Below are 12599 nucleotides of genomic sequence, written 5' to 3'. Positions count from 1 at the left end.
AAAGAGGCATCCTCACACGGCAGCCGGCGCAGTACCGGCCGATCGGGGCGCGCGCCGTTGTGACGGTGTCGTAGGCCCGTATGTAAATCTCCGCGTACTTGGCCGACCGCCACAGCCTCGACACAACAGTCGGCCTCCATGGTGATCCATAGCAGCCACGACTAGACTTTGCGGCTCAACCCATCGATAACGGCGGCCAAGTAGTCGAACCCACGGTCATCTTACCATACTTGATGTCCATCGCCCAGACCGGATTGGGCCGGTCGATGGTCAACCCGCGCAGAAGATACGGGTAGATCTTGTGCCCCGGCGCAGGCTTCGAGGCGGTCGGCTTGCGGTATAGCGCCTCGATGCGCAGGCGCGTCATCAGCGTCGCGACATGGCAGCGTCTACTCACGACGCCTTGTTCAGGAGGTCCCGCAGCATCCGGCTCCCGGCGAAGGGAAGTTCGCGATGCAGTTCGTCCAGCCGCCGCATCACGGCCAGATCCGCGGCTGGAACAGGACGCGGCAGGTCGTACACGCTGCCGCGGCCGATCCCGAGAGCCTCGGCTGGTTTGGCGATCGGGAGGTCGTGCTCGCGATCGACCATCGCTTTGCGCTCAGCAAACCGGCCTTGCCGAGCGCGGATGAACATCGACATGCTGGGCCAACTCGGCCAGGGTCTTCTCGCCGCGCAGGGCGGCCAATGCCACCTTCGCCTTGAAAGCCGGGGCGTGGGTCCGACGGGTACGCTTGCTCATCGTCGGTCCTGATCTGCGGCCATCCTGGCTGTCATCCGGCAGAAACTCCACTCAACCTGCCTGTGCAGATTCCCCGAGCCACTTCTGTTCTGCTGGTCCGTTCTTGAAGCGGCGGGGGGAAGCGGCAACCGTGATCCAACCTGCTTACAGTCGCGATCATGTACTCGCTGCGACCGCAGATTAGAAGGAGTCAAGCCTCCACCGACTATCCCACTCGCTTCGCGACGCACTTGTCAACGGGCAAATTTCAATGCAATTAGTTTGAATTGACAGTCAGCCGCACATCTTGAGAAGTTGATTTCGAGGGATATATGCTTGACCGAGCGAATTCAAAGCATAATTCGGCTTTCGTTAAAGTGGAGCTGATACACAAAACATCGATAGATAAGAAAAAGATTGAACTAAAAACCTACTTATATAATGAGCAAAAAGTAATTCATCCACTCGACTGGTTTCTTTTGCGCGCAGAATACTTAAACTATAAACCAGTGATCATTTCATTCTACAACGATAACTATTTAACTGGTTGCTTATTACTTTATCAAAAGAAAATATTTGCTTTTCCAACTGGTGTGTACATATCTCCATATGAATGTGGCCACTGTTCATACATAGGTAGAACTGAAAACAAATTCGAAAATTTGAGTAAAGCAATATCAATGATTTCGAAACGCCTCGTTTTTGGAAAAATAGCTCTTTTTGTGGAAAATGCGGATAACCATGCCGTGAGTTCGGAAATCAATATAGACAATAAAGAGAATATTTCGATAACGGTTGAACCTAAGGGAAGCTATTTTCCTTTGAAATCGAATTTCGAGGAAACGATAAATGTTTTTAGTCAAAAAACCCGAAAGAATCTGAGGCATTATAGACGTATAGCAGAAGACGAACTAGGCTGTCGCTACAAACCAGATCTTGATATTAGCGACGCATTGATGGCTGTTAAGATATTAAATACTTATTCCTATCGAAGCATGGGGCTCTCACTGGCTATTCATCGGTGCCGAATGACCCTGCTCTTACCTGGGGGGTTCTCTGCCGGGCTAATAGACAAGAATGGGAATTGGGTCAGCTACATTTCTGGATGGAGAACTGCCGATATTACCTATATTGATTGGCAGATCAACGAGGAAAGTTCCAATAGATATTCGCATTCAATATCCATGAGAAGCTTCCTGATCGAAAACGAAATAGCGCGAGGCACAGGAGCCATTTACTTTCTAGGGGGAGCAAACCCTACTTGGGAAAATGCCTGCAGCAAGCACGAAATCATGCGAATAACCAAGATTTCATCCAAATGCCATGCCCGAATTGCAAGTTTAATATTCTCATTCGTTGCAAAGTATAGGCCGATTGATCGGTCGAGAAAAACATTCAACAGAATATTCCTCATCTTAACTAGTTGACAAAACAATTTCAACTCTCCATCCCGCCTCCACAGTCTCAATATGGAAATCTTGATCGCAAGTGGGCTCTTTCATGTGAGCTGCACGCCACATAGCCACTGCGTCATCACTGTTAGTCGAATGTTCTATTTCGTCCATAGAGCAAGTTATCTGTGCTCCAAAACATCGCAAGAAATATTTTGATTCGTCGAATAGATAATAGTGTACCGGATTTTCGTAAATTATAATTACGTCAAGTCCTCTACGTATTTTTTCGTCAAGATTCTGTATGATTTGTTTCATGATATTTGCGCCAAACGGGTTATACATAAATATAACGGCGCTTTGTTCCTCGATCTTAAAATTCAGAATGTCGGAATTGATGACGGTTGTTTGACACGTTGAGGTGCGACTGGTCGATGTTGCTTCGATATTTCTTGTGGCTATTCCGCAGAGGAGTTTTGAAATCTCTATGCCAACCACTTTTCGAAATGGAAATTTCGAGGCTACAAGCAGTGCCCGTCCCATGCCGCACCCAAAATCATAGAAGACAAATCGTGATACGTCAGGTATTCTATTGATCGCCGTTAGCAGGCAATTCGGTTGGCAGCCGAAATAAGGGTAAACCTCGGCTCTGGAGATAGATCGAGCCGAATAATCTGAATTTAACAAATAGAATGGCACAAAACCACTAGTTTCCGTACCGTTTTCTATGTCGAATGGATGCCCGGAAGGATTAATCGCGCGGGGAAGTCTATTATACATGAAGCTCTGGCCGGCTGAACTTTTTACGATAGTCTTAGCAATAAATAGCTTCACTAACTTGAAAAGATTTGTGTACATCTCTCCAGCCTTTTTCATGATCAGTGCGCGACGATAGACGAATTGACGCAAACGCGATTGATTTTTTTTGAGCTAAATCAGGGCTCACTGTTTATGGCAGCGTAAATTCACGTATGTCAAATCGACTGTAATTTTTGTGTTCTGGAAGTTATTATACTTGCAAAACAACATTGATGCACTTTGCATTGGATTGGATGCAACCAAATATATGATAGTGTAATCATGAGTCGATGTGTTGAAATCATGGTCACACCTTTGAGGAGGAACTCTTGATGGTAGTTCCACAGCTCAAGCCTCATTCCAAGCTGACGTTACTGGATAACGGACGAGTAGCCACTTTCAGAGATTGCTGATGGCAACCTTTCCTCGTCCACGTTGGGTCGAAGGCGGAACGTGCGCTTCAAGCTATAGTCGAAAATCCGCTCACCATCTCGACCTACAGTTTCTGCGTGGTTGGCAATGGCCGCCCCTGGGAAGCGCCGAAGGTGACCCGGACAGCTGCTGTGGGTCGAAAGCGGAACGACCGACGCACTCAATCATGCTCCGCGGTTGAGACCGGATGTCGCCGAAGTGAGAGCGGTCCCCGCGGAACTCCAGCGTGGTGCCTGCGGAGTCCCGCCCCTGACGGCGAGCCCATCGGCCTCTAGCCGAGCCAGGGCCCGGGTCGCGTGCATGACGCGCTCCCGGCCGGGAAGCCTGGCGTGCTCGGCGATCTCCGTCACAGTTGCCAGTTCGGGCGTGAGCGCGGCCAGCACGCGCGCGCGGATGTCCGGGCGCGGTCGATCCCGACGACGGATCGGAGAAGATGCGTCCGTGATGAGGGAGCGGGCCGGATTCTGTGACGACGTGGTTCGGCCCTGTGCCGTTCGGCATCCGAGCTGGAGCGACGATCGCGATCTAGCGCAAGTATGCGCGGGTGTAGGCGCAGGTGTAGGCGCGGGGATTGCTGAGGAGGGCTGGCCACCACCTGCCGAAAGCGCCACGCCTCAATCCTCGGGCGTGACGCACGCTCCCATGAATGCCCTCCGCTCCGGTCTTTCCTTGAGCTTCTGGGCGTCTGCCGGTTGCCGACAGCGATCAAGTACCGTCGGATCAACCGCAGATGCCGCTTCCTCACCGGTGGCCGGCTCACCCAAAGCAGGTTTCGCGGGCGGCTCAGACGCGCGCTGTGCTACGGCTGCTGCAGGAAAGCAAGCGAACGTGGCCAGAGCGGCCAGAACCGCGAAAGAGCGGCGCATGATCAAGCCAGACCGTCGTCGGCTGCCTTGTCCGGATCATCGGGCGTGCGCTCGGCATCCTTCACCGGGTCCTTACTCTTGGGCTCGCTGCCGGTCGTTGGGTCCGGCACGTTGACGTTCGGGATCGGTACCGTCGGGGGCACGACGCTCACACCCGGCGGCTTGTCCGTCTCAGCCATCGCCATGCTGCTCCTCGTGGTGCCTGTGCCGTCGCGCGGATCAGCAGACACGCCAGGCGTCTTGCCTGAGGGTCGCAGATCCTGCACGATTGGCAACCACGGACGACAAGCGGCGATTGCCTCAACTTCGATCAGCGCCGTGACCTGCTCATTTGCCGCCACCGCCACCCTGGGGCAGGGGCCGCTCCGGCTGACCGGCATTTCCACCAGCTGCCGAGTTGTTCGTCACAGTGTCAGCCGGTTGACCGGTTGGCGTCCCCGTCACGGTGCCCGGCGCACCGTCGAACCCGGCTGAGGTGCGGCTACGCCAGTTGCGCCCGGGGCTGTCCCGGGTGGGGTAGCCGCTGGTGCCTGCGCGAAAGCTGTGCCTGCGAAGAGCAGCATGAGAGGGATAGCTGTGACGAGGGTGCGCTGGCGCATCGATATCTCCATGTCGAAGAACGCCGGTAACGCGCGTGTGAGCGGGATGGTTCGCGATGCTTCGGACGCCTGATCGCGCAAGTTCCTCACGCTGGGATGCGGTCGATGCTGACGGTGTCCTCGGCGAACACGCCGTTCTCGCGGTGGCGGAAGTCGGAGAGCGCCCGATAGACCTGAAGCCGCGCCCGCATCACCGAACCGAGCGGCCGGTGCGCCGCGAGGCTGTGCGCAGGGCGGAAGGTCATCGCCTCGTCGAAGTAACGCACCCGCTCCTTTGAATAGGCGTCCTGGCTCGGCAGGCGCAGTATCGCCACGGTCCGGTAGGGGCTTACCGAGATTGGCCAATCGACCGACTGTCCTCGATAGGTTGCCTCTCGGCGTCGGCCCAGAGTTGGGCCTTCAACTCGGACACCGCATCATGCTCGCGGAAGAAGTTGATTGCCGCGTGGCGGAAGCCGCCCTCGTCGACGTGCGGGTCGAGCCGCCACTCGGATAAGGCGCGCTGGGCCTCGGCCGTGGGGGATGTGGGATCGGACCTACCGACAACGGATCGAGGCGTGCCGTCGGGCCGATGCCCGCTCGCTCGCCGGGATGTCGGCGGCGCTTGAGCGGTTGCGCGACAGCTTCGGCCGGTAGGCGACCGCTTTGATTGCCTGTCGAATTCAAAGAGCCGATAGCCATTTGCCTACGGGCATTTGCGAACATCTCAGCCGTCCACTGAGAGGACTTATTGCAGCCCCTCACGCGCGCGCATGCGAGGGCCGGCCTGCCGAGTTTTCGGAGCAGTACGCGCCCGCGTGCGCGAGGCCACGGGGCGGTGGGCGCCGCATCTGATAGTGCGGGGAAATGCGACGATCCCGGGTTTTGCGAACAGTACGCGCGGGCGTGTGCGAGACGGCCGGGTGGTACGCTTGGCACAAGATGCGGAGCCGCACCGTCGACTGGCGGGCGGCCTCCTCGCCGAAGATGACGGCGGCCTCGGCTACCAAGTCGGCGCGGGCCAACACGCACATGTCCGATTCGTTGTCCTGTCGAAGAACGAAGTCCCGAGCCGGGGAGGGGCCTTCAGACGGTGGGACACTTGCCTGAAAAGCGTAATGATCCCGTGGAGGGATCTTGGGTCCAACGTGCGAGCAAGTCATTGATCTTGCTCGCTCTCTGTGCCCCTTTCCTGGGCACCAATTGACGGATGCGAGCCCGCCAGATCGTTGGCGGGCTTTGTCTTTTTCGGAACGCCGGGTTCTGTGTCGCCGATGCGGGATGTCTCCGCGCCGCGCGGGCCATCCGGTTCAGGGTCCGCGCGCAGGTCGATCGCCCGCAGCCGCCGTCGGACCACACGCCCGGCGCGTTGAGCTGCGCTTCTCCCCCAATCCTCATTCGCCCCGCTGCGGGCGCGGAGCAGGTGGCCGGCGCGGCGACGTGTATCGGGCGAGAACGCGTCGACCACGGCGCCCGGCTCGGCTCTCCGAGATCGTATCCTCTGCTTCGGTCTTCGTCCCTCGACGGGCGTGCATCGCGTTCCGATGACCGCCGCGGACCCGGGTTCCCCGACAGAAGCCGCCGATCGCAGCGGTTCGATTCAACCGTCGCCCGTCGTCCACGCGAACACGGCTGAAATCAGCGCTCCCTCGGAGCATCGATCCGATGGTCATCGCAAAAGATCAGGCGCGTCGCGGTTCGGGCCTGAAGTTCGGCCGGTTCGAGGCCCGGCACGCATTCGCGAACGCACAGACCCTCGGGCGTGACGTCGAGGACGGCGAGGTCCGTGAAGATCCGGTCCACCACGGCCGGTGCCGTGAGCGGATAGCTGCAATGGTCGACAAGCTTCGGCAGGCCATCCCGCGTCGTGTGCTCCATCATCACCCAGATCGACTTGGCGCCGCAGGCGAGATCCATCGCGCCACCGACGCCGGGCACATCGTCGGGCTTGCCCGTCCACCAATTCGCGAGGTCTCCCCGGGCCGACACCTCGAAAGCGCCGAGCACCGCCACGTCCAGGTGGCCGCCGCGCATGAGGCTGAAGGAGAGCGCGACATCGAGGTAGCTGCCGCCCGGCAGGACCGTGACCGGCCGTTTGCTGGCGTCGATGCTGTCGTGGTCGGCGGCGCCGCCGTCCGGTAAGGCGGCGAAATTGATGATCCCGTTCTCGCTGTGCAGGACGATGTCCTGGGCCGGCTCGACATAGCGGCTAACGAGGCCCGGCAGGCCGATCCCGAGATTGACGACGGCCCCGTGCGGGAGGGCGCGGGCGACCCGCCGGGCGATGTCGTCGCGGCTGTGTGGCGTCATGCGCGAGGCCCCTGCTGAACGATGCGGTCGACCAGGAGCCCAGGCGTGATCACGGCCTCTGGATCGATGCCGCCGACCGCCACGATCTCGATCGCCTCGGCCACGACCATGCGGGCGGCCGTCGCCATGACCGGTGCGAAATTCCGTGCGGTCTTGTTGTAGGTCAGGTTGCCCATCGGATCGGCCTGCCGCGCCCGGATCAGCGCGAAATCGGCCGTCAGCGGCATCTCCAGCACGAAATCGCGCCCGTCGATCGTGCGGACCTCCTTGCCCGCCCCGAGGGGCGTCCCGGCCGAGACCGGGGAGAAGAAGCCGCCGAGTCCGGCCCCGGCGCAGCGCATGCGCTCGACGAGAGTCCCTTGCGGGACCAGCTCCAGCGCGACCTTGCCCTGGCGGTAGAGCGCGACGAAGGTCGGCGAGGTGCGCGGATAGCTGCAGATCACCTTCCGCACCAGGCCCGCGCTCAGCCAATCGCTGATGTCTCCGGTGTGGAAGCCGGCGTTGTTGGCGATCACGGTGAGGTCGCGCGGCCCGCGTTCCAGCACGGCAGCGACCAGACCCACGGGGACGCCCGCATCGCCGAAGCCACCGACCATCACGGTGTGGCCGGTCTCGATCCCCGCAATCGCTTCGCGAAACCCCGCCACGCGCTTGTCGATCATCGCCGACCCTCCGGCACCGGTTGGCCGGTCCGGCGCCGGGCGAGATCCGCGCCGATCCTGTCGCGCATCATCTCGGTCGTCCCGTCGACATAGGCGGCGATCCGCGCCGCGGCGAGGTGGCGGCCGAAGGGCAGGTCGGCGCGCAGCCCCACGCCGCCCATCGCCTGCATGCAGGCGGCCACGCCCGCGAGCGCCATATCGGCGGAAAACCGCTTGGCATGGGCCGCCGCGAGCGTGGCATCGGCACCCGTGGCGATCCGGTTCGCGGCGGCGTAGGTCAGACCCCGCGCCGCCGCGAGGCCGGTGGCGACGTCGGCGAGGCTCCAGCGCAGACCCTGGTGCTCGATCAGCGGGCGGCCGAAGCTGCGCCGGACGCGGGCATGCTCGACGGCGCGCGCCAGACTGTCGGCAACGATGCCGCAGGCCATGGCGGAGACGTGGATACGCGCGCCGGTGATGCCTGTCAGCGCCCGCTTGAACGCCTGTCCGGGCGGCGCGAACAGGTCGTCGTCGGCCACGAAGACGCCGTCGAGCACGAGCGTCGCCGCGCCGATCGCGTGGCCGCCGATCAGCGGACCCTCGGCCGCGCGCGAGACGCCATCCGCACGCAGCTCAACCAGGAAGCTGGCGATCCCGGCCGCCCCGCTGCCGGGTTCGGTCTGTGCGTAGACCAGGGCGAGGTCGGCGTGGGTGCCGTTCGTGACCCAGGCCTTGGTCCCGTGCAGGCGCCAGCCCCCGGACACGCGCTCCGCCCGCGTCGCGATCGCCGAGAAGTCGCTGCCCGCACCCGGCTCGCTGAGCGAGACCGCGGCGATCCGCTCCCCGCGAACAAGTCCCGGCAGGTGGCGCCGGACCTGGCTCTCCGAGCCCTCGCGCTCGATCCGCGTCGCCATCCCCTGGGCGAGGTTCAGCGCGAAGGCGCTCGGCAGGCAGGTCCGGGCCATGGCTTCGGCGAGGGCGATCTTGCACAGGTAGCCGAGACCGGAGCCACCACGTTCGCGGGCGACCTCAAGCCCCAATAAGCCGGCTTCCGCATAGGCCCGGAAGACCGGACGCGGCAGCGCGGAGCCGGCCTGCTCCCAGGCGGCGGCGTGCGGCGCGATCGCGGACAGCGCCAGCGCGCGTCCGCGCCGGACCGCCTCGCGCTCCTGGGGTGTCAGCGGTAGCCCATCGGTCTCCAGCGGATCCTCAGCCACGGCGCACGGTCCAGAAGATCGCGAATCCATCGACGAGGTCCTTGATGTCCGAGCGATAGGCTGTCGGCGCGAAGAACTGGCCGAGCGGGATGTAGGGGACGCTCACGAAGGCCTCACGCTGGATCTCGGCGGCCAGCGCCTTCTGCTCGGCAAGGTCCCCGGCCAGGAACCAGCGATCCCGCAGCGCCTCGATGGTCGGGTCGCTCGGCCAGCCGAACCAGGCCTGGGGCCCGTTGGTCCGCAGGGCCAGGTGGCCCGCGGGATCGGCCAGATCGGCCCCCTCGTAGTTCGTGCAGAACGCGCTCCACCCGCCCTTGTCGACCGGATCGCGCTTGTAGCGGCGCTGCTGCACCGTGCCCCAGTCGAGGGACTGGTAATCGACGGTGAGCCCGATCTTCCGCATCGTCTCGGCGGCGACATCCGACATCGCCTTCAGGGCGGGAAAATCGCTGGACACGATGAGCGCGACGGGCTCCCCCTTGTAGCCGGCCTCGACGATCGCCCGCTTGGCGGCAGCGAGATCGCGCGGGCCCGTCACCGCCGCCATCCCGGCTTCGGAGGCGAGGGGGGTGTCCGGGCAGAAGAAGCCGACGCCGTCCCGCCACAGGCTCCGGTCGTCGCCCGCCACCGCCTGCATGAACTCCGACTGGTCGAACGCCGCGAGCACGGCGCGGCGGATCCGCCGGTTGTCGAAGGGCGGCTGCAGGTGGTTCATCCGGAAGACGCCGATCAGGCCCTTCGGATCGAGAATCTTCACGTTGACGCCGGAACTCGTTCTCAGCATCGGCAGCAGGTCGATCACGGGGTAATCGACCCAATCGACCTCACCGGCCTGCAGCGCCGAGGCCGCCGTGCCCGGATCGGACATGGTGATCCACTCGACCCGGTCGAACTGCACGCGCTTGGGTCCCGCGGTGCGCGAGACCACACCGTCCTCCCGGGGCTTGTAGGCGGCAAACCGCTCGTAGACGTTGCGGGCGCCGGGTACGCGCTCGTCGGCGCGGTAGCGGAACGGCCCTGAGCCGACGATCTCGGTGATCGGCTTGGCCGGGCCGACGGAGGCCAGCCGTTCCGGCATCATGGCCGGGAAGAAGGCCGCCGACTTCCCGAGGGCGTGCGGCAGAAAGGGAAACGGCGCCTTCAGCCGGAACAGGATGGTTTGATCGTCGGGCGCCGCGAGTTCGTCGGTCGCGGCCATCAGCGCCTGCCCGAAGGCATCCTTCGCTCCCCATCGACGGATGCTGGCGACGCAGTCGCGCGCAAGGACCCGCTCTCCGTCGTGCCATGTCAGCCCGTCGCGCAGGCTGAGGCGCCAGAGGCGCCCGTCGTCTTCGATCCGATGGCCCGACACCATCTGGGGGCTCGGCTCGAACTCCGAGTTCTGGCCGTAGAGCGTGTCGTAGACCATGAACGCGTGGTTGCGCGTGATGATCGCCGAACTCCAGATCGGATCGAGGACACCGAGATCCGTGCGCGGCACGAAGCGCAGCGTTCTTCGGTCTGCCCCCGCAGCAATCCGCGGCGCGGCGAGCGCGGCGGCGGCGCCTGCGATCAGAGTGCGGCGCGTGGGACGCGACGGCATCGGCAGCGGACCCTCAGAGTTCGAGCGTGACGCTCACGCGGGCGCGGGAGACGCAGGGCATCATCCGGTCCTGGCGCTTGGCGACCGGCAGCACGACGTCGCGGTGGATCACGGTGCCGTCCCGGTACCCGCACTCGCAGGACCCGCACACGCCGATCTCGCAGGACGAGGGCATCGCGAAGCCGTGCCGCCGCAGGACGTCGAGGAGCGAGACATCCGCCGGGACGTGAATGACCGCCCCTGTCGAGGCGATCAGCGCGTCGAAGGGCTCCGGCTTGTAGTTCTCATCGGCGATCGGCGCGAAGTGCTCGACATGCACTTGCTCCGCCGGCCAGCCGGCCCTCTCCAGCGTGGTCTGTACGGCGTCGGTGAGCCGCTGGGGACCGCAGGCATAGACGTGGACCCCGTCCTCCGGCGCGCCGAGCGCCGTCGGGTCGAAGCGCGCCCCCTCCGCGGAGAGCCAGCAGCGGAGCCGGTCGCCGCACAGCGCCCGCAACTCAGGCAGAAGCGGCGCATGCTCGGCAGAGCGCGCGCACAGGTGCAGGATGAAGTCGGCACCGCCCGCGGTAAGGTGCCGGGCCATGGCGGCGAGGGGCGTCACGCCGATCCCGCCGCCGATCAGGACATGGCGCCGTGCCCCGGCGGCCAGACCGAAGTTGTTGCGCGGATGGGAGACATGCGCGACCGCGCCGGGACCGAGATTGTCATGTGTCCACAGCGAGCCGCCCCGGCCCGCCGCCTCGCGCTTGATCGCCAGGACGTAGCGGCCCCGGTCGGCCGGATCGCCGCACAGGGAGTATTGGCGCGTGCGCCCGTCCGGCAGACGCAGATCGACATGCGCGCCGGGCTCCCAGGCGGGCAGTTCGGGACGCTGCGGGTGGACGAGGGTCAGCCGCAACACCTCCGGCGTGGTGGCGACGGCCTCTACGACCGTCAGCTTCATGACGACGCGGGCGGACATGGCTTCAATCCAGCAGCGCGATCGGGTCGCCCGGGCGGATGATCCCGCCGCGCTCGATCCCGCAATTCAGGCCGGAGCGATTGTAGAGCGGCAGGTAGACCGGCAGCCCGAGCAGCTCCTCCAGATACTTGCACGGAAAATTCAGGCGGCCGCCGCGCAGAATCACCTCACCGACCCGGAATCGGCGGCCGACGAGGTGATTGAGCGGTACGCCGCGCACGGTGAGATTCCGGCGGTGATCGACGGGCGCGAGATGGATCGGACCGCCCTGGAGCGGCGGATCGTTGCGCGCGAGGGCATCGAGCGCCTCCTGCTCGATCAGCGTCACCTCGCGGGTGTCCGGCTTGGGCGAGTAGGTCCCGGTCCCGAGGAAGTAGCGATCGCCCTCGATGCCACGGCCGGCGACGCAGCGGGCCTCGGCCAGGGCCTCCATCTCGTAACTCGCCGCGGGCGCGATATGGATGTCGAGCAGCGTGCCCTGCCACCCGGTCGCCCCTCCGGGCACGCCGGCCGCCACCGAGCCGGCCGCGTGCGCGAAGGCTTCGACGTGACGGGGTGCGGAGGTCGCGCTCATCGGGCCGGCCCCGTCGCCAGGGCGACCGCCTCCACCTCGACCAGCGCGTCCCGGGGCAGGCGCGCGACCTCGACCGTCGAGCGCGCCGGGGCCGCGCCGGGGAAGTGCTCCGCATAGACGGCGTTCATCGCGGCGAAATCGTTCATGTCCTTCAGGAACACGGTGGTCTTGGCTACGCTCGCGAGGCTGGCGCCTCCGGCCTCCAGCACGGCGGCGAGGTTGGCCAGCGAGCGGCGTGTCTGCGCTTCGATGCCCTCCGGAAACGCACCGGTTTCCGGATCGATCGGCAGTTGGCCCGATGCGAAGACGAGGTCGCCGACGCGGGTCGCCTGGGCATAGGGGCCGACGGCCGGCGCCGCCGCCTCCGTGGCGATGATGATCCTGTCCAAATCCGTCTCCCTACCGTGCTGGGCCAGTCCGCATCATTCCATTTTAGTGGATGCACGTCCACTCGTGTTTGGCCCGGCGGCGTCGCGACCGGGCGTGGCTTCCGGCCTCGGTGATGATGCGCCCTCCGACGCCGGACCG

At 63.6% G+C, this 12599-nt stretch carries 11 protein-coding genes and 1 pseudogene; 1 reads left to right on the top strand and 11 read right to left on the bottom strand.

The window, feature by feature from the left end; genetic code table 11:
* Positions 1–742: pseudogene (locus MKK75_RS17860) on the bottom strand (IS3 family transposase); the annotation flags it as partial.
* Positions 743–1053: 311 nt separating this feature from the next.
* Between MKK75_RS17860 and MKK75_RS17855 the strand changes: the two are divergent.
* Complete coding sequence (locus MKK75_RS17855; RefSeq protein WP_244043877.1) at positions 1054–2148, top strand: hypothetical protein; 1095 nt, start codon at positions 1054–1056, stop codon at positions 2146–2148.
* Here the strand turns inward: MKK75_RS17855 and MKK75_RS17850 are convergent.
* The 10 genes from MKK75_RS17850 to MKK75_RS17800 form a co-directional block, all read right to left on the bottom strand.
* Positions 2137–2988 carry a class I SAM-dependent methyltransferase gene (locus MKK75_RS17850; protein WP_244043876.1) on the bottom strand — a complete coding sequence of 284 codons (852 nt, stop codon included), beginning with the start codon at positions 2986–2988 and terminating at the stop codon, positions 2137–2139. The two genes, MKK75_RS17855 and MKK75_RS17850, sit on opposite strands and share 12 nt — an antisense overlap.
* Positions 2989–4210: 1222 nt before the next feature.
* On the bottom strand, positions 4211–4387 hold the full coding sequence (locus tag MKK75_RS17845; protein WP_244043875.1) for a hypothetical protein: 177 nt from the start codon (positions 4385–4387) through the stop codon (positions 4211–4213).
* A 506-nt stretch (positions 4388–4893) separates the two neighbouring features.
* Positions 4894–5073: a hypothetical protein gene (locus tag MKK75_RS17835; protein WP_244043874.1), complete on the bottom strand. Its 180-nt coding sequence runs from the start codon at positions 5071–5073 to the stop codon at positions 4894–4896.
* A gap of 1351 nt (positions 5074–6424) precedes the next feature.
* Positions 6425–7096, bottom strand: a complete 672-nt coding sequence (locus MKK75_RS17830) for a 3-oxoacid CoA-transferase subunit B (protein WP_244043873.1) — start codon at positions 7094–7096, stop codon at positions 6425–6427.
* Positions 7093–7758 (bottom strand): CoA transferase subunit A, encoded by a 666-nt coding sequence (locus MKK75_RS17825; protein ID WP_244043872.1) that lies wholly within the window; start codon positions 7756–7758, stop codon positions 7093–7095. Before MKK75_RS17825 ends, MKK75_RS17830 begins: the two co-directional genes overlap by 4 nt.
* Positions 7755–8954 (bottom strand): acyl-CoA dehydrogenase family protein, encoded by a 1200-nt coding sequence (locus tag MKK75_RS17820; protein ID WP_244043871.1) that lies wholly within the window; start codon positions 8952–8954, stop codon positions 7755–7757. The genes MKK75_RS17825 and MKK75_RS17820 overlap by 4 nt, the downstream gene beginning before the upstream one ends.
* Positions 8947–10536, bottom strand: coding sequence for an ABC transporter substrate-binding protein (locus MKK75_RS17815; protein WP_244043870.1), 1590 nt, complete (start codon positions 10534–10536; stop codon positions 8947–8949). Before MKK75_RS17815 ends, MKK75_RS17820 begins: the two co-directional genes overlap by 8 nt.
* Before the next feature lie 13 nt (positions 10537–10549).
* On the bottom strand, positions 10550–11497 hold the full coding sequence (locus MKK75_RS17810; RefSeq protein ID WP_244043869.1) for a PDR/VanB family oxidoreductase: 948 nt from the start codon (positions 11495–11497) through the stop codon (positions 10550–10552).
* A gap of 4 nt (positions 11498–11501) precedes the next feature.
* On the bottom strand, positions 11502–12071 hold the full coding sequence (locus MKK75_RS17805; protein ID WP_244043868.1) for an MOSC domain-containing protein: 570 nt from the start codon (positions 12069–12071) through the stop codon (positions 11502–11504).
* Positions 12068–12460 (bottom strand): Rid family detoxifying hydrolase, encoded by a 393-nt coding sequence (locus MKK75_RS17800; protein ID WP_244043867.1) that lies wholly within the window; start codon positions 12458–12460, stop codon positions 12068–12070. Before MKK75_RS17800 ends, MKK75_RS17805 begins: the two co-directional genes overlap by 4 nt.
* Between the last annotated feature and the right edge of the window lie 139 nt (positions 12461–12599).

The sequence above is a fragment of the Methylobacterium sp. J-030 genome (assembly GCF_022829545.1).
Classification (GTDB): domain Bacteria; phylum Pseudomonadota; class Alphaproteobacteria; order Rhizobiales; family Beijerinckiaceae; genus Methylobacterium.
Note: the sequence above shows the minus strand (reverse complement) of the source record. Positions and strands in the feature narration are given on the sequence as shown.

Coding starts and splice junctions, on each gene's coding strand:
- MKK75_RS17830 (WP_244043873.1), bottom strand. CDS start 7,096: ATGACGCCACACAGCCGCGACGACATCGCCCGGCGGGTCGCCCGCGCC.
- MKK75_RS17815 (WP_244043870.1), bottom strand. CDS start 10,536: ATGCCGTCGCGTCCCACGCGCCGCACTCTGATCGCAGGCGCCGCCGCC.
- MKK75_RS17825 (WP_244043872.1), bottom strand. CDS start 7,758: ATGATCGACAAGCGCGTGGCGGGGTTTCGCGAAGCGATTGCGGGGATC.
- MKK75_RS17855 (WP_244043877.1), top strand. CDS start 1,054: ATGCTTGACCGAGCGAATTCAAAGCATAATTCGGCTTTCGTTAAAGTG.
- MKK75_RS17850 (WP_244043876.1), bottom strand. CDS start 2,988: ATGAAAAAGGCTGGAGAGATGTACACAAATCTTTTCAAGTTAGTGAAG.
- MKK75_RS17810 (WP_244043869.1), bottom strand. CDS start 11,497: ATGTCCGCCCGCGTCGTCATGAAGCTGACGGTCGTAGAGGCCGTCGCC.
- MKK75_RS17845 (WP_244043875.1), bottom strand. CDS start 4,387: ATGGCTGAGACGGACAAGCCGCCGGGTGTGAGCGTCGTGCCCCCGACG.
- MKK75_RS17805 (WP_244043868.1), bottom strand. CDS start 12,071: ATGAGCGCGACCTCCGCACCCCGTCACGTCGAAGCCTTCGCGCACGCG.